Origin of the sequence: Stenotrophomonas maltophilia, from assembly GCF_013464915.1 — a bacterium.
In the GTDB taxonomy this organism is placed as follows: Bacteria; Pseudomonadota; Gammaproteobacteria; order Xanthomonadales; family Xanthomonadaceae; genus Stenotrophomonas; species Stenotrophomonas maltophilia_AT.
The window spans coordinates 1-19,015 of record NZ_RAVT01000007.1 but is presented as its reverse complement, the minus strand read 5'-3'; the positions used below and the strand labels follow the sequence as shown (position 1 = coordinate 19,015).

Genomic DNA, 19,015 nt, shown 5'->3' with positions numbered 1-19,015 from the left:
CCGGCACTACCGCGAGCGGGGCTGTGCATCCACGCATGGCGTGGATCTGCTGTAGAGCCGAGCCCACGCTCGGCTTGCCTCAGCCGAGCATGGGCTCGGCTCTACATCTCTCCGATCAGCGCTGCGACGGCCCCCAATAGCCGAGATCCTTGCGGATCTGCAGGTCGCGCACCCAGCTCCCGAACGGCTTGCGGCGCAGCACCCCCATTTCCCCGGACAGGAAATCCTCGGTGGCCGCGATCACCCGCTCGCTGGATAGGCCATCGCGGTACGGGTGGATGGCATCGGCGTAGCGCACGATTTCCGCCTGCAGCGCGGCGTCCGGATGCAGCGCGCGCTGCAGCATCGCCGGCAGCTGCGTGGCATCGTCGAAATCGATCATGTGCGGCTTCGGCACGCGGTTGCGGAAGGTCACCACCGGCTTGTGCTGGACGATGAACTCCGAAACGATCGATGAGGTGTCCGACACCAGCACATCGGCGGCACGCTGCGCGGCCATCACCTGCTCCGGCTCGATGAAGCGGGCATTGGCACCGGCCAGCGCGCGGTAGCGCTCGAACAGTTCCGGCGGGCATTTGGGGTGCAGGGTCAGCAGCCAGTAGCGCTCACCGGCGGCGATATCGGCGGCGATCGGCTCCAGCAGATGCGGGGCAGCGCTCAGGCGCTCGGTGAAGGTCGAACCGAACAGGATCACCGGACGCCCGCCGGCCGGCGCGCGCAGTGCGGCGCTTTCGCCACCGTCATCGCGGAACAGCGGGTCCAGCTTCGGCCAGCCGGTCTCGGCCACCGCGAAGTGGCCCTGCTGGGCCGCGATCTCGCGGAACGGCGTCGTGGTGGCCGGCCCCTGCGTGCAGTACAGGTCGAACATGCCGCGCACCCGGAAGTGGCCGCGCGCGCTGTCACGCTTTTCCACATTGAAGCCATGGAACAGCTGCACCTTGGCCCCCGAAAGGAAGGTCGGCACCCAGTTGGCCGCGCTGAACACCGCCCGCGGGCGCATTGCCAGGGCCTGCTTCAGGCCGATGTTGGGCACCCCCGGCAGGCTGCCGCCGGCCGCGCCGCCTTCGAACCAGGCCGCAACCTCCTGCCCGGACGCGTGCAACGCCTGCGCCAACGGGGCGAGAATAGGCAGCGCATAGCGCTCCGTCGCAAACAACAGGTACCCGGCCATCATGTCCTCCACGACCGCTCCCATCGAACGGCCTCGCATCTCGGCGTGCATTATCGCGTTCAACGAGGCCGGGCGCATCGGCGACTGCCTGGCCTCGCTGGCCTTCTGCGACGAGATCGTGGTGGTGGACTCGCAGTCCACCGATGCCACCGTGGCCATCGCCGAGGCGGCCGGTGCCCGCGTGCTGCAGCGGGTGTTCGAGGGCTTCCGCAGCCAGAAGGCGTTCTGCGTCGAGCAGGCCAGCCACGACTGGGTACTGTGCCTGGATGCCGACGAGCGCATCAGCCCCGAGCTGCGTACGGCCATCGAACAGGCCCGTGACGGTGGCTTCGCCGGCCACGCCGGCTACCGCTTCGCCCGCCTGTCCAACTACTTTGGCAGGTTCCTGCGCCACGGCAATGCCTACCCGGACCGGGTGATGCGCCTGTTCGACCGCCGCCAGGGCGGCTGGCGCGGCAAGCGCGAGATCCACGAGGCGGCCAGCGTCGATGGCAAGGTCGGCACCCTGCGCGGCGATCTCATCCACTACCCCTATCGATCATTGCAGCAGCAGCTGGCCAAGACCGAGAAATATGCGCGGATGATGGCCGAGCACGAGTTCGCGCGTGGCAAGCGGGCCACGCTGGGCAAGCTGGTGCTGGCCCCGGCCTGGCGGTTCTGGCGCGGCTTCCTGTTCCGCGGCGGCTTCCGCGACGGCTGGCACGGCCTGGTCTATGCCTATGTGCGTGCCAACTACGTACGGCAGAAGACCATCATGCTGTGGATGCTGGGCAACGGCCAGGCGGTGGCCGATCCTCCGGCCCCCGTGGAACGGCCCTGAGCCGGCTGTGTCACACTTGCCACGCGTTGCCTGAAGATCCCCCATGAAAATCCTGTACACCAACTTCCACTACGGCGACGGTGGCGGCCACACCACGTACATCGTGTCGCTGGCGCGAGCCCTGCATGGCCAGCACACGCTCCATGTCGCAGCCCCCGCCGACAGCCGCCTGCTGCGCACGGTGGCCGAGGAAGGAATCGCCACTCCGCTGCCGATGGCCTTTGGCAGCGGCCTGCCGACCCTGCCGCAACAACTGGCCGAACAGCGCGCGTTGCGCCGGCTGGTGCAGGACGAGGGCATCGACCTGGTCCACGTCAACGGCGCACGCGATCACCGCTTCGTGATGCAGGGCCTGCTCGGCATGCGCCGCCCGCCGATCATCCTCACCAAGCACAACAGCAAGCCGACCAACACTCTGGGCAATGCCTTCCGTGCACGCTGGGCCACCGACCGCGTGATTGCGGTTTCGGCACACACCGGGCGCCTGCTCGAGCAGGGCCCCTACCGACGCTGCCCGATCGATGTGGTCCGCAACGGCGTCGACCTGGACCGCTTCGCACCGCTGCCGGCCGACGCCGGCCAGGCGATGCGGCAGCAATGGACGCAGGACGCGGATGCGCTGCTGCTGGTCAGCAACGCCGGCACCGATGACTACAAGGGCTGGATCGACCTGGCGCAGGCCATTGCCCTGCTCCCCGACGCGATCCGCCCGCATGTGCACATGGCAGTCGCCGGTCACCTGCCCAACGCGCAGCAATGCGCGCAGGTGCAGGCCCTCGGTGACGTCGCCGCGCAGGTCCACTTCACCGGCCTGCTGGCCGATACGCGCCCACTGATCGCCGCCGGCGACGTCGGCTTCGTGCTGTCCAACGACATCGAAACGATCTCCTTCGCCTGCCGCGAAATGATGGCCAGCGCCAGGCCGATGCTGGTCAGCGACTACGCGGGGCTGCCGGAAAACATCGAGCAGGGTGTCGACGGCTGGGTCGTGCCCACACGCGACGTGGCCGCCATCGCCGCGCAGGTGCAGGCGATGTATGAACAACGCCAGGCGCTGCCGGCGATGGGCATGGCCGCCCGCCGCCATGCGGAGCGCGAGTTCGGCCTGCAGACCTTCGCCGGGGCGACCCTGGCCAGTTACGAAGCGGCGCTGGCCTCAGCCTGATCTGCCCGGCGCGGCTCGGACAGGGCCAGCAGCAGGGCAACCCAGGCGGCATAGAACGAGGCGGTTCGCATGTCACGCAGCATCATTTCGGTGACCCCGAAGACGGCGAATGCCACGCAGATGCTCAACCCTGCCGCGGCATGCAACCGCGACCGTTCGTCGCCACGCCACAGGCGTGGCACGAACACCAGCGCAGGGGCCACGTAGACCAGCACCAGGCCAAGCCCCCCCAGCACGCCGTAGGTGGCCAGGAAATACAGCAGGTCGTTGTGGGTCTCGCCGAAATCACGCGCGACCATCGCCGACACCTTGCCCTGTCCGGCAAGTCGTTCCAGTTCCTGGCGGAAGCGGTCGCCGCCACCGACACCGAACACTGGCTGCTCGCGGATCATGTAGCCAGCCGCGGTCCACAACTGAAGGCGGATGCAGACCGACGTATCGGCCAGGTGGTCGGCACTGCAATCGCCATACTCGCTCACGCCAGCATCGATGCGATCGCGCAGCGCACCATCATGGGTGGCGACAATGCCGACACCGGCCGCCAGCACCAGGCCCAGCAGGATCTTCATCCGGCCAAGCCGGCGCCCCATCACCAGCAGGCCGATCAGCAGGAAGCAGGGAATCGCCAGCAGGCCACCACGGGTCTGCGTCCACAGGAATGCGACCAGGCCAAGGATGCCGGTCAGCAGCTTCAACGTGGCTTCGATGCGGGTGAAACGGGTCACCGGCAGGCCCAGCGACATCAGGCTCAGCACACCGAACAACAGGGTCAGGTCGCCGTAGGTCACCGCATTGAACTGCTGGGTGGCAGGCCGCACGCCGGTCTCCAGCGCCAACCAGCCAATGATGGCTGCTGCCGACCAGACCGCGGGCAGGGTGCCCAGCATCGCCCGCGCAAGGATCCTGCGCGGCACCCGCAGCGCGGCGAACAGGATCAGCAGCATCGACAACAGGCGCGCGGCCTTTTCGACCTCCGATCCCTTCCAGATGCCATGCACGCCCAGGCTGATCAGCACGCCGGCCAGCATCACGCCCATGCCGATGCCCATCCACGCATAACGCCGGGCGGAACCGGGCAGCAGGCGCGGAGCAGCCGAGGGTACCAGCAGCAGGACGACCGACAGCAGGATCGCCAGGTAGAACCCCGCGCTGCCGCCCTCCATGGTGATCATCAGCAGCGTGGGCAACGCCCCCAGCACCACGGCGTAGGCGCCGGCCAGAAGGCCCGTCGTGCGGGAGGTAGGCGGGGAAAGCGGAGTCACGTGGTGCGGTCGGCAGGTCGATGGCGATAGACCGGCACGGTGCCGGGAGCGGCCCTCATTCTAGGACAGAGCAGGCCGCTGGTTGACGCACACTGGCCATGTTCGTCGCTCATTCGTTCAGTCCGCATCCGGTGGCCCCTGCAGCCGGTACTCGCGCTCCAGTTCCTTCAGGTCTGGCACGCAGGCCCCGGACACCGCCCCGGCGGGAACCAGCCACCAGCGACGGCGGTTGGATATGCCGGCCATCTCCGCCTGCGAACGATCAATGCACCCCTGCATGGCATCGTCATTCACCAGCAACCAGCGATGCCGGGGCGACAAGCGCTGCCAGCGCACGGCCGCCTGCAGCTGCTCATGCCAGCGGTTCTCGAATCCAAAGGTCGCCGCGCGGCGGTCCGCCATCAGCAGATTCTGTTCCTTCCAGGCCACCAGCCCCAGTTCCGCGTCTGGCCCGAGACGCGTGCCGACGTCACGCATCAGGCCACGCGCAGAGCTTGAATCATTCAGCAACGGGTAGCCGAACAGGCCGTAAAGCACCCAGGCCACGGCCAGGGTCGATACCAGCGCCAGATGGCTTCGACGCCAGCCGGTCACCACCAGGCTCAAGCCCCCCCAGAGCCCCATCGCCAGGATCGTCCACGCCAATGCATCGGTCGCACCGGGCGGCAATCCGCGTCCATGGGCAAGGTTCACCTCGAAGCGCGGATCACCCAGCAACGCGAGCGCCCCGACCAGGCTCAATCCCAGTGCCAGCAACGCGGCAAACCCTCCCAGTACCGCCTGCACATCCCGTCGCTTCAGCAGCCCGGGCAGCAGCGGTGCCAGCGCCAGGCAGAACATCGGCAGCGCCGGCAGGATGTAGACATCGCGCTTGCCCTGGGGAATCGAGAAGAACAGCACGACCAGCACCCACCAGGCCAGCGGCAGCAGGTAGCGGGGGTCACGTCGGTGCAGGCGCCTGCGCCATGCGGGAATCGCCCATGGCAGCGCCAGGAACGCCGGGATCCACATCGACGGCATCACGCCGAAGAAGTACCACCACGGCTGGTGATGGTCCCAGGACTGCGTGTAGCGGCGGGCCGTCTGCCGCACCAGGATGTCGTTGATGTAGGCGCGGTACTCGTCCGACCCGGTGCCCAGCGCGGCCAGCAGCATCGGCGCCATCCACAGCGATACCGCCAGCAGGAAGGCCAGCGGTGCCAGCCAGAAGCGGCCATCGCGCGCGTGCAGGGAAACACGCGGCCACTGCAGGGCTGCAGCGATGGCCGCCGGCACGATCATCAGCAGCGCCAGCATGCCCACGCCCTTGGTGATCACCCCGATACCGGCAAAGAACCAGCCCAGCCACCACCAGCGCCAGGCCGGGCCCTGCAGCAGGTGGCGCAGCAGGCCGTAGTTGGCCAGGGTGATGAACAGCACCAGCAGCGGATCGATCTGCGCTTTCTTCGCCTGGAAGGTGAACTGCAGCGCGAACAGCAGTGCCCATCCGGCGTAGAGCCCGACCTGGCGCGTCCACAGCCGGCGCCCAAGGTCGACCACGCACCACAGCGTGCCCAGTGCGGCCAGCAGCGAGGGCAGCAGGAAGGCCACGCGCCAGTGGCCAACCAGGCCGTACAGCGAGGCCTGCCACCACATCAGCATCGGCGGTTTGTCCGAATACAGCTCGGTACCGCGATGCGGGAACAACCAGTAACCGCTGTCGACCATCTGCCTGGCCACCAGCGCGAAGCGTGGTTCGTCAGAGGGCCACGGATCGCGGAGACCGAGACCGGCCCCCAGCACCAGCAGGGCCACCACCACGAACAACCACGTCTGGCGCGACGCGTGGGTTTTCAGCATGGGACTCGAAACGGCAGCGGGGGTCAGGCTGCTTTTATCAGACGCGCGTAGAAGAAACCGTCAGCATCGTTGTCACCCGGCAGTCGCTGGCGTGCCACGCCTTCGCAATCCACGCCGAATGCGTCGCCCAGCGGCTGCGCCACGGCATCCGGATGCCACTTCAGGAACGCACGCACCTGATCGATGTTCTCGGCGCGCAGGATCGAGCAGGTGGCATACAGCAGCACGCCGCCCGGGCGCAGCATCGACCAGCAGGCTTCCAGCAGGCGCGCCTGCACGCCCACCAGTGCATCGATGTCCTCGGCGCGGCGGTGGAACATCACATCCGGCTGGCGGCGGATCACGCCCGTGGCCGAACACGGCGCATCCAGCAGGATCGCGTCGAACGGCACGCCGTCCCACCACGAGCCGGGATCGCTGGCATCGGCGACCAGGGTCTGCGCATGCTCGCCCACACCGGTACGGGTATAGGTGTCACGCGCACGCGCGAGCCGGCGCGCGTCGATATCCAGCGCCAGCAGGCGCAGGCTCGGGTCACGCTCCAGCAGGTGCGCCGACTTGCCGCCGGGTGCCGCGCAGGCATCCAGCACGCGGGCACCGGTCGCGGGTGCCAGCGCATCGGCCGCGCATTGCGCCGACAGGTCCTGCACCGACAGTGCACCGTCGCCGAAGCCCGGCAGCTGGTTCACCGCAACGGGGGCCGCCAGGCGCAGCGCATCGGCGCACAGTGCAGTGGGTTCAGCGGCAATGCCGGCCTCGGCCAGCGTCGCCAGGGCCTTGTCGCGACCACCGTGCTGGCGGTTGGCACGCAGCCACAACGGCGCGGGTTGCAGGCTGGCACTGAAGATCGCTTCGGCCTGCGCCGGCCAGTCGCGTTCGATCGCATCAGCCAACCATTCCGGGAAGGCGTCGCGCGCAGGCTGTTCGGGGAACCCCTCGCGCTGGGCGCGGCGCAGGATCGCGTTGACCAGGCCTGCCTGGCGCTCACGGCCCAGCGCGCGCGCCGCATCGACCGTAGCCGAAAGCGCCGCGTGCGCAGGCAGCTCGAGCACGTCCAGCTGGGCGAAGCCCACCATCAGCAGCGTGCGCAGGTCGGCATCGCGCGCCGACAGCGGCTTCTGCATCCAGGCCTGCAAGGCCGCGTCATAGGTGCTGCGACGGCGCAGCACAGCGAAACACAGGGCTTCCAGCAGCGCGCGGTCGCGGCTGTCGGCCAGCTTCGGCAGTGCCCAGGCCAGTTCGGCCTTCAGCGAACGGCCACGGGTGAACACCTGTGCCAGCACGCGTGCGGCCAGCATGCGCGTGGCCGCGCCCGGTGCCGCCTTGGCGACGGAGAAATCGTTCTGCTTGGACACCGCTTATGCCCCCACGCGCAGGTCGCGGCGAGCGTTGAGGTAGTCGGCAGCGGTGATCGCCTTGCCGCCTTCACGCTGCAGCACGCGCAGCCGCAGCGCGCCCTGGCCACAGGCAATGTCGATGCCGTCGCGGCCGGCGGCCAGCACGGTGCCCGGTGCCTGGCCGTGGTCCGCCTCCAGCGCCACCGCGCCATGGATGCGCACCCGTTCACCGGCCAGCGTCGCCTCGGCGATCGGCCACGGATTGAACGCGCGCACGGTACGCGCCAGCGCGCCGGCGTCCTGCGCCCAGTCCAGCCTGGCTTCGGCCTTGTCCAGCTTGTGCGCGTAGGTCACGCCCTGTTCCGGCTGCGGCCGCGCGATCGGCTTGATGCCCGCGCGCAGCAGGCCCAGGCCATCGGACAGAACCTGTGCGCCCAGCTCGGCCAGCTTGTCGTGCAGCTGGCCGCCGGTATCGGTGGCGGCGATCGGAAGTTCCTGGTGCAGCAGCACCGGGCCGGTATCGAGGCCAGCCTCCATCTGCATCAGGCACACCCCGGTCTTCGTGTCACCGGCCTGGATCGCACGCTGGATCGGCGCTGCGCCGCGCCAGCGCGGCAGCAGCGAAGCGTGCACGTTCCAGCAGCCATGGGTCGGGATGGCCAGCACCGCCTTGGGCAGGATCAGGCCATAGGCCACCACCACCATCAGGTCCGGCTGCAGGTCGCGCAGCTGCTGCTGGGCGGCCGCGTCCTTCAGCGACTCCGGCTGGTAGACCGGAATGCCACGGGCCACGGCTTCGAGCTTGACCGGCGAAGGCGCCAGGCCACGGCCACGGCCGGCCGGGCGATCAGGCTGGGTATAGACGGCCACGACCTCATGGTGGCGCGCAGCCGCGCGCAGCGACGACACCGCGAATTCCGGCGTACCGGCAAAGACAATCCTCATGGCTACCCCACTTGCAGGATGGATTCGTGCAGGAAAGAAAACGGCGCCGTCGGCCGGCGCCGTACAGCCCGCGCGAGCCGCGCAGGCACGGGCCACCCGAAGGGTGGCCCGGATTGGCGATCACGCCACGTGCTTGCGCTGCTTGGCCAGCTTCTTGCGCACCATCTCGCGCTTGAGCGGCGACAGATAGTCGATGAACAGCTTGCCGTCCAGGTGATCCATCTCGTGCTGGATGCAGGTGGCCAGCACTTCGCCAGCTTCCATCTGCTGTTCCTGGCCGTTGCGGTCCAGGTACTTCACGGTGATGGTGTCGGCACGGGTGACGTCGGCGAAGATGCCCGGGACCGACAGGCAACCCTCCTGGTACACCCGGCCCCCGTCCTTGGCGACGATTTCCGGGTTGATGAACACCTGCGGTTCATTCTTTTCTTCGCTGACGTCGATGACCATGAAGCGCTTGTGCACGTCCACCTGGGTGGCGGCCAGGCCGATGCCCGGGGCGTCGTACATGGTCAGGAACATGTTGTCGATCAGTTCCTGGAAGGCCGGCGTGGTGACTTCGGCGGCTTCGATCAACGCGGCCTTGGTACGCAGGCGCGGATCGGGGAACTCGAGAATGGGGAGAAGGGCCATGGCTGTTTCCGGATAGGGGGCCGGCACGCCGGCATACGTCGCAGATTCTAGCTCCAACGCTTGCCTTGCGCCCCGGTTTCTGGACTATAGTGCGCGGACCTGTTGGGGAATCAGGGCTTCACACCTATGTTGCTTCGTTTTCGTACGGTCGTCGCCGCGGCGATGCTGACCGTGGCTGCCTATGCTACCGCCGTGGAAGTGAATGGCGGGCACCCGGACACCTATGTGGTCCGAAAAGGGGATACGTTGTGGGATATCGCCGCACGTTTCCTGCAGAAGCCGTGGCTGTGGCCGGAGATCTGGCAGGCCAATCCGCAGATCGCCAACCCGCACCTGATCTATCCTGGTGACGTCCTGAGCCTGGCCTATCTGGACCGGGTGACCGTGGCGGCCCAGCCCGGCCCACGCCAGGAGGCCCCGATCGACGCCATTCCGCTGGCCCAGGTCGAGCCGTTCCTGAAGCAGCTGAGCGTGGTCGACAGCATCGAGCAGCTGCCCTACGTGGCCGGCCTGGAAGAAGAACGCCTGCGCGCCACCAGCGGCCACGCCGTCTATGTGCGCCTGGCCGACGCCCAGGTGGGGCAGCGCTGGGCGGTCGTCCGCCCGACCGTGCGCTACGCCCAGCCCAAGCCGACCGAGGACCTGACCGCCAACGGCGACGTCACCCCGGGCAGCGGCAACCTGTGGCGCGATTACAGCGCACCCAACCACCGGCGCGGCGTACTCGGCTATGAACTGGCCCAGGTCGCCACCGGCACCATCACCCATGTCGCCGGCGGCAAGGTCGAGGCGTCCACCCTGGTGCTGGACAAGAACGAAGGCGGCCGCGAGGTGCGTGCCGGCGACCGCCTGGTGCCGGTCGAGGCCAGGCCGTACGACCTGCAGTTCGTGCCCCACGTCCCCGCCGCCGGTGTCGAGGGCGTCGACGTACGCGTGCTGGCCGTCACCGACATGTTCACCGCCGGCGGCCCCCGCGACGTGATCGCGATTTCGGCTGGTCGCACGCAGGGCGTGGACAATGGAACCGTGTTCTCGCTGTGGCGCCCGGGCCGCCATGTGGCGCACCGCATGAAGTACCCGAACTCGTCGCGCTCGGACGATTCGCTCAGCACCGGCGCCGGCCGGGTCTCGCTGCCGGACGAGTACGCGGCGCATGCCATGGTGTTCCGCACCTTCGACAATGTCAGCTACGCGCTGGTGATGCAGGGCGTGAAGCCGGTGCGCGTGGGGTACAACGCCCTGCACCCGGACGCGAAGTAGAGTCGACTGGGTAGAGTCGGCTGGGTAGAGTCGGCTGGGTAGAGTCGGCTGTTGGTCGACTGCTCTTCGTCCAGATGCCCGGAAACACCCGCGCTGCGCGCGATGGTCGACTGACAGTCGCCCCTGCAGGGGCGGTCTCCGGCAAACCCTGACGGTCACATGCGAAGGCGCCCTAGGGCGCCTTCGTTGTATCCGGCCGATAGTGGGGGAATGACCAGACAGGTGGATGAGGCGCTGCTGCGCCTGGTGATGGCAGGCGGCGCGCTGGGGCCACGGCGGGCCCTGCTGCAGGCCGCGGGCAGCGCGGAGATTGCGATCGCGCAGGGCGCCCCGAACTGGCGCGCGCACGGTTGCACGCCAGAGCAGTGCGCTGCACTGGAACGCCCCGACGCCCGCGCCTGGACCGTGGCACGGCACTGGCTGGAAGGCGACGACCACCATCTGCTGTCCTTCGCCGACGCGGCCTTTCCGCCGCCCCTGCTGGACGTCCCGAACCCGCCGCTGGCGCTGTTCGTGGCGGGCGATCCCAGCCTGGCCTGGCGCCCCTCGGTGGCGCTGGTCGGCAGCCGCTCGCCAACCCCGGGAGGGAGGGCGCTGGCCGCGCGCTTTGCCAGTTGCTTCGTCGAGGCAGGGCTGGCGGTAACCAGTGGCCTGGCGGCCGGCATCGACGCGGCCGCCCACCTGGCCACACTGGAGGCCGGCGGCTGCACCGTAGCGGTGATCGGGACCGGCCCTGACCGGGCCTATCCGGACAGCCACCAACAGTTGCAGGGTCGGATCGCCACCGAGGGCGCGGTGCTCAGCGAGTACCTGCCGGGAACAGCAGCACGCCCAGGCCACTTCCCCGCGCGCAACCGGCTGGTGGCGGGGCTGGCGCTGGCGACGGTGGTGGTCGAGGCCGCGCAGCGCTCCGGCGCCCTGATCACCGCACGGCTGGCTGCCGAGGCGGGCCGCGAGGTCTGTGCCCTGCCCGGTTCGGTACTCAACCCACGCGCAGCGGGCTGCCACCGGCTGATCCGTGAAGGGGCCGCACTGGTGGAACGCCCCGAGGAAGTGCTGGAACTGCTGGCCCCTGCCCTTCGCCAGCAGCTGCCGGGCTTGCAATCACGGCTGGGCACCCCCACTGAACAGGCACCGCCGGCGCTCCTGCCGGCGCGCTGGGCCGACGACCCTGACTACCAGTGCTTGTGGCGGGCCCTGGACCACAACCCAAGCAGTATGGATTCACTGATCACGTGCTGTGGATTGACGGCGCCCCAGGTGTCCTCCATGCTGCTGGCCATGGAACTGGCGGGAATCGTGGTGTGCGTACACGGCCGCTACTGTCGAACTCCCTAGTTTCTTCACCTCCACAGCGTCGCGCGACGCAGGCCGAGGGGCAATGAAAGAGAGCATCCTGGACGTACTGCTGTACCTGTTTGAACACTATTTCAGCGAAGACGCGGACCTGATCCGTGACCGCGATTCGCTCCAGAACGGCCTGATCCAGGCCGGTTTCAGCCCAACCGAGATCAACAAGGCGTTCGACTGGCTCGACGCCCTGGCCGCGCAGCGGCCGAGCGTGGCCCAGGCACGGGTCGATGGCCCCGTGCGCGTCTACCACGGCCCCGAGCTGGACAAGCTGGACGTGGAATGCCGCGGCTTCCTGCTGTACCTGGAACAGCACGGCATCCTCGACGCCGACCAGCGCGAGCTGGTGCTGGACCGGGCGATGGCCCTGGACCAGGACGAACTGGACCTGGACGACCTGAAATGGGTCGTGCTGATGGTGCTGTTCAACCAGCCTGGCTCCGAAGCGGCCTATGCCTGGATGGAGACGCAGATGTTCATGGACGAGCCAGAACCCCTGCACTGACCGTACACTTGGGGGCATAGCGCATTCAGGAGCGTCCCCGTGAGCGAGTGGTTCCATGCAGAAGGCAACCGGCAGCAAGGTCCGCTGCCGGCGGAACAGTTGGTCGAGTTGTTCCGCAACAACCAGATCACCCTGGACACCCTGGTCTGGCGCGACGGCCTGCCGCAATGGCAGCCGTTGCGCACCGTCGTGGACGAACTCGGCCTGATCGTGCCGGCGCTGGACGCCGCCGCACCGCCGGTCGAACCCGAGCCGGAACCGGAACCTGTCGCACCGCCTCCGCCGCAGCCGCCGGTACTGCCGGCGTCCACGCCCTACGCCACCAGTGCATCGGCCACCGTCCTGCCGGCACCGAAAAAGAAGCTGTCCGGCTGTGCGCTGACCGCCATCATCGGTGGTGGCCTGTTGCTGGTGATGGTGCCGATCCTGGCCATCCTCGCCGCGATCGCGCTGCCGGCCTACAAGGATTACACCGTGCGCAGCAAAGTCGCCGGCGCCGTGGCCGCGCTGCAGCCGCTGAAGGACCAGGTGCAGCATTTCGCCGATGACGAAGGCCGCTGCCCGGGTGCCAACGACGCCGGCTTCCCGGCCCCGGGCGACTTCGCCCAGGCGGGTCTGTCGGCCGTGAACATCGGCCGCTTCAACAACGGCCACTGCGGCATCGAAGCAACGCTGGCGGTACCGGGCAAGGGCATCGACGGCGACCTGCTGTGGCTGGAATACGACCGTGACAGTGGCCGCTGGGAATGCAGCGGCGAAAGCGACGACAAGTACCTGCCGCCGTCGTGCCGCGGCTGAGCCGCGCGCATGCCAGCACCTCCATGGACGATCCAACAGGGAACATGCAATGACTGAGTGGTATTACGCCGAAGGACAGCAGCGCCAGGGCCCGCTGCCGGTGCAGGAGATCCGCCAGCGCTTCCAGCGCGGCCAGTTGAACCTGGACACCCTGGTCTGGCGCGAAGGCATGGACCAGTGGGCGGCGCTGCGCCAAGTGGTCGACGAGCTCGGGCTGCAGACCCTGGCCGATGCAAGTACCGCCACAGGCAGTGGCGGTTTCGATCTGCACAACGACTATGCGGCCATCGACAACGGTACCGCGCCACTGCCCGGCACCGGTGCCCTCAGCAGCTCGCCCTACAGTGCCCCGGCAGCGCTCGATGCCGGCGCCCATGCGCAGCCGGTGGTCGGCGGCGAAGTCGTCTATGCGGGCTTCTGGAAGCGCGTGGCAGCCTACGTGATCGACTACTTCGTGCTGGTCATCCCCGGCAGCATCATCGGTGTCATCCTCGGGGTGATCCTCGGCGCCGGCATGGGTGCGGTGGGCAGTGACGAGTCGGCCATCGAGATCGTGGCGCAGCTGGCCAGTGCACTGATCAACTTCGCCATCGGCATGGCGTACTACACCTGGTTCCATGCCTCGAAGGGCGGCGCCACGCTGGGCAAGATGGCGGTGGGCATCAAGGTCGTGCGCGGCAACGGCGAGCGCCTGTCCAAGGCCCGCGCGTTCGGTCGTTACTGGGCCATGCTGCTGAGCAGCTTCACCCTCGGCATCGGTTTCCTGATGGCGGCCTTCACCGAGCGCAAGCAGGGCCTGCACGACATGATCTGCGACACCCTGGTGGTCGACCGCTGGGCCTACACCGACCAGCCCCACCTGCAGCGCCGCGAGCTCGGCACCGTCACCGTGCTGGTGCTGGTGTTGACCGGCCTGTTGTCGCTGGCGGGCCTGGCGCTGCTGGTGTTCGCGGTCGGCTTCATCGCCAAGATGGCCTCCTGAACGGCCATCCTCACGCCTGGCTGCTTGACACGGGCTGGCCGGGCGTGATTCCTCTAATAAGGTGAACCTGAACGCCCGGCACATTACCGGGCGTTCAGTTTATGGATTTGCGCGTGGCCGCTTCACTAATGCGGCCATTTGCTCCACCCTAGCGGCCCCTTCCCCACGGTTCGCCCCACAGACCCTGCTGCCATGCCCAAGCACCTGCTCATCGTCGAATCGCCGGCCAAGGCCAAGACGATCAACAAATACCTCGGCAAGGATTACACCGTCCTGGCCTCGTATGGGCATGTGCGTGACCTGATTCCGAAGGAAGGCGCGGTCGACCCGGACAACGGGTTCGCCATGCACTACGACGTGATCGACAAGAACGAGAAGCACGTCGATGCGATCGCCAAGGCCGCCAAGGGCGCCGACGACATCCTGCTGGCGACCGACCCGGATCGCGAGGGTGAGGCGATCAGCTGGCATATCGCCGAGATCCTGAAGGAACGCGGGCTGGTCAAGGACAAGCCGATGCAGCGCGTGGTGTTCACCGAGATCACCCCGCGCGCCATCAAGGAAGCCATCAGCCAGCCGCGCGCGATCGCCAGCGACCTGGTCGATGCCCAGCAGGCGCGCCGCGCGCTGGACTACCTGGTCGGCTTCAACCTGTCGCCGGTACTGTGGCGCAAGGTCCAGCGCGGCCTGTCCGCCGGCCGCGTGCAGAGCCCGGCGCTGCGCATGATCGTCGAGCGCGAGGAAGAGATCGAAGCCTTCATCGCCCGCGAATACTGGTCGATCGCCGCCGAGTGCGCGCACCCCTCGCAGCACTTCAACGCCAAGCTGATCAAGCTGGACGGGCAGAAGTTCGAGCAGTTCACCATCACCGATGGCGACACCGCTGAAGCGGCGCGCCTGCGCATCCAGCAGGCCGCGCAGGGTTCGCTGCACGTCACCGACGTGGCCAGCAAGGAGCGCAAGCGCCGCCCGGCGCCGCCGTTCACCACCTCGACCCTGCAGCAGGAAGCCTCGCGCAAGCTCGGCTTCACCACCCGCAAGACCATGCAGGTGGCGCAGAAGCTGTATGAAGGCGTGGCGATCGGCGACGAAGGCACCGTCGGCCTGATCTCGTACATGCGTACCGACTCGGTGAACCTGTCGCAGGATGCGCTGGCCGAGATCCGCGATGTGATCGCCCGCGATTACGGCATCGCCTCGCTGCCGGACCAGCCCAACACCTACCAGACCAAGTCGAAGAACGCCCAGGAAGCGCACGAAGCGGTACGCCCGACCTCGGCCCTGCGCACCCCGGCCCAGGTCGCACGCTTCCTCACCGACGACGAGCGCCGCCTGTACGAACTGATCTGGAAGCGTGCAGTGGCCTGCCAGATGATTCCGGCCACGCTCAACACGGTCAGCGTCGACCTGTCGGCCGGCAGCGAACACGTGTTCCGTGCCAGCGGCACCACGGTGGTCGTGCCCGGCTTCCTGGCCGTGTACGAGGAAGGCAAGGACAACAAGAGCGCCGAGGACGAGGACGAAGGCCGCAAGCTGCCGGCGATGAAGCCCGGCGACCGCGTGCCGCTGGAACGCATCCAGGCCGAACAGCATTTCACCCAGCCGCCGCCGCGCTACACCGAAGCGGCGCTGGTGAAGGCGCTGGAAGAGTACGGCATCGGCCGTCCCTCGACCTACGCCTCGATCATCCAGACCCTGCTGTTCCGCAAGTACGTGGAAATGGAAGGCCGCAGCTTCCGCCCGTCCGACGTCGGCCGTGCGGTGTCCAAGTTCCTGTCCAGCCACTTCACCCGGTACGTGGATTACGACTTCACCGCCAAGCTTGAGGACGAGCTCGATGCCGTCTCGCGTGGCGAAGAAGAGTGGATCCCGCTGATGTCGCGCTTCTGGGAACCGTTCAAGGAGCTGGTGGAAGACAAGAAGGAATCGGTCGACCGCGCCGAGGCCAGTGGCGCGCGCGAGCTCGGCACCGACCCCAAGACCGGCAAGCCGGTCAGCGTGCGGCTGGGCCGCTTCGGGCCGTATGCCGCCATCGGCAGCACCGCCGAGGATGCCGAGGAGAAGCCGAAGTTCGCTTCGCTGCGCCCCGGCCAGTCGATGCACACCATCTCCCTGGAAGACGCGCTGGAGCTGTTCCTGATGCCGCGCGCACTGGGTGAGGACAACGGCGAGCCGGTCAGCGTCGGCATCGGTCGCTTCGGACCGTTCGCCAAGCGTGGCAGCACCTATGCCTCGCTGAAGAAGGAAGACGACCCGTACACCATCGACCTGGCCCGCGCCGTGTTCCTGATCGAAGAGAAGGAAGAGATCGCGCGCAACCGGATCATCAAGGAGTTCGAGGGCAGCGACATCCAGGTGCTGAACGGCCGCTTCGGCCCGTACATCAGCGACGGCAGGATGAACGGCAAGATCCCCAAGGATCGCGAGCCGGCATCGCTGACCCTGGCCGAAGTGCAGCAGCTGATGGAAGAAACCGGCAAGCCGGTGCGCAAGGGCTTCGGCGCCAAGAAGGCCGCTGCGAAGAAGGCTCCGGCCAAGAAGGCGGCAGTGAAGAAGGAAGCCGCGCCGAAGAAGGCTGCCGCGAAAAAGGCACCGGCCAAGAAGGCGGTGAAGAAGGCGGTGAAGAAGGCTGCCGCGAAGAAGGCGCCGGCCAAGAAGGCCGTCAAGAAGGCCGTCAAGAAGGCAGCCAGGTAGATCCACGCCCTGCGTGGATGAAGGGTAGTGCCGGCCGCTGGCCGGCAACCCGGGCACAACAGATGCCGGCCHGCGGCCGGCACTACCAACCGGCACCCACCACCCGCTGTGCACGCTGCAGGGGGATAATGAAGGCCCACGCCGGGCCGGTCGCCGCCATGAAAGAACTCACCCTGGACTCTGCTGTCGCCACGCTCCGCGCGGGCGGCGTGATCGCCTACCCGACCGAAGCGGTCTGGGGCCTGGGCTGTGACCCTTCGCACGAGGCGGCGGTGCACATGGTGCTGCGACTGAAACAGCGACCGATCGAGAAGGGCATGATCCTCGTTGCCGCCGAACTGCCCCAGCTGGAAGGCTGGGTGCGCCTGCAGGCGCTGCCGGATGCACGCCAACGCGCAGTGCTGGCCAGCTGGCCCGGTGCCAACACCTGGATCCTGCCGGCCGGACCCCGTGCCCAGCCGTGGGTCACCGGGGAGCACAGCGGCATCGCCGTGCGCATCAGCGCCCACCCGCTGGTGGCCGAACTCTGCCGTGCCTGGGGAGGCCCGCTGGTTTCCACCAGTGCCAACCTGGCCGGCGAGCCACCGGCACGCCGCCGCGAAGAACTGGATCCACGCCTGCTGCGCCTGCTCGACGGCATCCTGGATGGCGAAACCGGCGGCCTGGCCCAGCCCACCCCGATCCGCGACGCGCTCAGCGGCAACGTGCTGCGCTCCTGAGCGGCCGATTGCGCTGCACCGGACAATCGCGCACCCTGCCGTCATGAACCTGCTGCGCACCGCCTTGGGCCTGTGCCTGCTGCTGCCATCGATGGCACCGGCCGCCGAGGATGTGCGGGTCTATCGCTGCGTCGCCAGCAACGGCGCCGTGGCCCTGCAGGACACGCCCTGCAACAGCGGCCGCCAGGAAGTCCGCGACCTGCAGCGCCCGCGCGATCCAGCGCCGCGGGTGGTGCGCAGCGATGCGACGCCCGCACCGCCGGGCGAAGCTCCGGTGATGCGTGACCGCGAGATCCGCCACGTCTACATCCAACCGCCGCAGCCGCTGTACGAATGCGTGCGCGACGACGGCCAGCGCTATACCAGCGACAGCAACGAGGGCAATCCGCGTTGGGTGCCGTTGTGGACCAGCGTCTGGCTGCCACACGGGCATCGGGGCCCAGCCTACCCCGGTCCGCGCCCGGCCATCGGCACACCGATCGGTTCGCCGGTCGGCGAGGGTGCAGGTTACCGGCCGCCCGCCGTCGGCGTAGGCGTGCAGGTCCCGGCCGGCAGCGTACTGGTGCGCGACAGCTGCCACGCGCTGCCGCCACAGGAGGTCTGCGCGCGCCTGCGCGACCGCCGCTGGGAACTGGATCGTCGCTACAACAGCGCACTGCAGAGCGAGCGCACCGCCATCAGCAACGAGCAGCGTGGCATCGACGCGCGCCTGTCACGCGACTGCCAGCGCTGAGCGCAACACTGCATCGCAGACTGTACGCTGTGTGCATGAACAGACTGATCTGGTTGGCCCTGGCGTTGTTGCCCGGCACGGCACTGGCCGAAGCGGGCGTGGTGTACCGCTGCACGTCCAGCAACAGCGACATACCGACCCTGCAGCGCACGCCCTGCCCGTCCGGCAGCAAGCAACAGGTGCTGCGGGTGCCCGAGCCGGCCAGCGCACCGCCGGCGGTGGCTGCGCCGCCCCAGGCGCCAGCACTCGCTGCCACCGAGGCGCCCGCCGCAGCGCCGACCAGGCCCGCTGCAGTGCCTGCGGCCGGAACGGCACCAAGGCGCGCGGACGAAGGGCGCACCATCATGGAAGCGGGAATGGTTGAACGCGAAGGTGGCAACCAGATTCTCGACAGTGCGACCCTGCGCCGTGATGCCGACGCCCGTGCCGAAGCAGGCAACGGACCACCGAAGCCACCACTCCCTCCGATCTTCCAGTGCACCGACGGACAGGGCGGTGGTTATCTGCACGAGTACGAGGCATCACCCGGTCGCTGCGAACCGATGGCGGTACAGGGCCTGGGCGGGGTCACACCCATGAATGCAGCAGGTTGTGAAGTCGTGCGCGACCGTTGCGAGGAACTGCCCGAAGCACAGCGCTGCGGCAGCTGGCAGCAGCGCTTCCGCGATGCGCGCGGCCGCGAGCGGTTCGCCACGCCGGAGAACCGCGACGCCGCACGGGGCGAGCGGGAACGGCTGCAGGGCGTGCTGGAGGCCAGCAACTGCCCGGTTCCGGGGTGACACCCACCGGTAGTGCCGGCCGC

At 68.2% G+C, this 19,015-nt stretch carries 17 protein-coding genes; 11 read left to right on the top strand and 6 right to left on the bottom strand.

Annotation, left to right across the window (positions count from 1 at the left end):
• Nucleotides 1–115: 115 nt before the first annotated feature.
• A complete protein-coding gene (locus D7T59_RS03060) occupies nt 116–1,174 on the bottom strand; it encodes a CDP-glycerol glycerophosphotransferase family protein (protein WP_180851029.1) in 1,059 nt (352 codons plus the stop codon).
• Between D7T59_RS03060 and D7T59_RS03055 the strand changes: the two genes are divergently transcribed.
• Both D7T59_RS03055 and D7T59_RS03050 read left to right on the top strand, forming a co-directional pair.
• A complete protein-coding gene (locus tag D7T59_RS03055) occupies nt 1,173–1,991 on the top strand; it encodes a glycosyltransferase family 2 protein (RefSeq protein ID WP_180851022.1) in 819 nt (272 codons plus the stop codon). The two genes, D7T59_RS03060 and D7T59_RS03055, sit on opposite strands and share 2 nt — an antisense overlap.
• A gap of 43 nt (nt 1,992–2,034) precedes the next feature.
• Nucleotides 2,035–3,156, top strand: a complete 1,122-nt coding sequence (locus D7T59_RS03050; protein ID WP_180851021.1) for a glycosyltransferase — start codon at nt 2,035–2,037, stop codon at nt 3,154–3,156.
• Here the strand turns inward: D7T59_RS03050 and D7T59_RS03045 are convergent.
• The 5 genes from D7T59_RS03045 to def all read right to left on the bottom strand — a co-directional run bounded on the left by D7T59_RS03045 (nt 3,129) and on the right by def (nt 9,172).
• Complete coding sequence (locus D7T59_RS03045) at nt 3,129–4,418, bottom strand: O-antigen ligase family protein (protein WP_180851020.1); 1,290 nt, start codon at nt 4,416–4,418, stop codon at nt 3,129–3,131. The two genes, D7T59_RS03050 and D7T59_RS03045, sit on opposite strands and share 28 nt — an antisense overlap.
• A 117-nt stretch (nt 4,419–4,535) precedes the next feature.
• Complete coding sequence (locus D7T59_RS03040) at nt 4,536–6,257, bottom strand: ArnT family glycosyltransferase (protein WP_180851019.1); 1,722 nt, start codon at nt 6,255–6,257, stop codon at nt 4,536–4,538.
• 23 nt (nt 6,258–6,280) lie between these two features.
• Nucleotides 6,281–7,612 carry a 16S rRNA (cytosine(967)-C(5))-methyltransferase RsmB gene (rsmB, locus tag D7T59_RS03035; RefSeq protein WP_180851018.1) on the bottom strand — a complete coding sequence of 444 codons (1,332 nt, stop codon included), beginning with the start codon at nt 7,610–7,612 and terminating at the stop codon, nt 6,281–6,283.
• 3 nt (nt 7,613–7,615) lie between these two features.
• Nucleotides 7,616–8,539 (bottom strand): methionyl-tRNA formyltransferase, encoded by a 924-nt coding sequence (gene fmt, locus D7T59_RS03030; RefSeq protein ID WP_164136767.1) that lies wholly within the window; start codon nt 8,537–8,539, stop codon nt 7,616–7,618.
• A 120-nt stretch (nt 8,540–8,659) separates the two neighbouring features.
• On the bottom strand, nt 8,660–9,172 hold the full coding sequence (def, locus tag D7T59_RS03025) for a peptide deformylase (RefSeq protein ID WP_164136768.1): 513 nt from the start codon (nt 9,170–9,172) through the stop codon (nt 8,660–8,662).
• Between the two features lie 126 nt (nt 9,173–9,298).
• On the opposite strand from def, the gene D7T59_RS03020 reads away from it, so the two are divergent.
• The 9 genes from D7T59_RS03020 to D7T59_RS02980 all read left to right on the top strand — a co-directional run bounded on the left by D7T59_RS03020 (nt 9,299) and on the right by D7T59_RS02980 (nt 18,992).
• Entirely contained in the window at nt 9,299–10,432 is a 1,134-nt protein-coding gene (locus D7T59_RS03020; RefSeq protein WP_180851017.1) for a LysM peptidoglycan-binding domain-containing protein, read from the top strand.
• 210 nt (nt 10,433–10,642) lie between these two features.
• Entirely contained in the window at nt 10,643–11,770 is a 1,128-nt protein-coding gene (gene dprA / locus D7T59_RS03015; RefSeq protein ID WP_180851016.1) for a DNA-processing protein DprA, read from the top strand.
• 43 nt (nt 11,771–11,813) lie between these two features.
• On the top strand, nt 11,814–12,287 hold the full coding sequence (locus D7T59_RS03010) for a DUF494 family protein (RefSeq protein WP_005411195.1): 474 nt from the start codon (nt 11,814–11,816) through the stop codon (nt 12,285–12,287).
• 39 nt (nt 12,288–12,326) lie between these two features.
• On the top strand, nt 12,327–13,085 hold the full coding sequence (locus D7T59_RS03005) for a pilin (protein WP_164136771.1): 759 nt from the start codon (nt 12,327–12,329) through the stop codon (nt 13,083–13,085).
• Nucleotides 13,086–13,134: 49 nt separating this feature from the next.
• On the top strand, nt 13,135–14,067 hold the full coding sequence (locus D7T59_RS03000; protein ID WP_180851015.1) for an RDD family protein: 933 nt from the start codon (nt 13,135–13,137) through the stop codon (nt 14,065–14,067).
• A gap of 192 nt (nt 14,068–14,259) precedes the next feature.
• A complete protein-coding gene (locus tag D7T59_RS02995; RefSeq protein ID WP_180851014.1) occupies nt 14,260–16,761 on the top strand; it encodes a DNA topoisomerase I in 2,502 nt (833 codons plus the stop codon).
• Between the two features lie 128 nt (nt 16,762–16,889).
• Nucleotides 16,890–17,480: an L-threonylcarbamoyladenylate synthase type 1 TsaC gene (tsaC, locus tag D7T59_RS02990; protein WP_106548898.1), complete on the top strand. Its 591-nt coding sequence runs from the start codon at nt 16,890–16,892 to the stop codon at nt 17,478–17,480.
• Between the two features lie 43 nt (nt 17,481–17,523).
• Complete coding sequence (locus D7T59_RS02985; RefSeq protein WP_180851013.1) at nt 17,524–18,213, top strand: DUF4124 domain-containing protein; 690 nt, start codon at nt 17,524–17,526, stop codon at nt 18,211–18,213.
• A gap of 35 nt (nt 18,214–18,248) precedes the next feature.
• Nucleotides 18,249–18,992: a hypothetical protein gene (locus tag D7T59_RS02980; RefSeq protein ID WP_180851012.1), complete on the top strand. Its 744-nt coding sequence runs from the start codon at nt 18,249–18,251 to the stop codon at nt 18,990–18,992.
• Nucleotides 18,993–19,015: the final 23 nt, after the last annotated feature.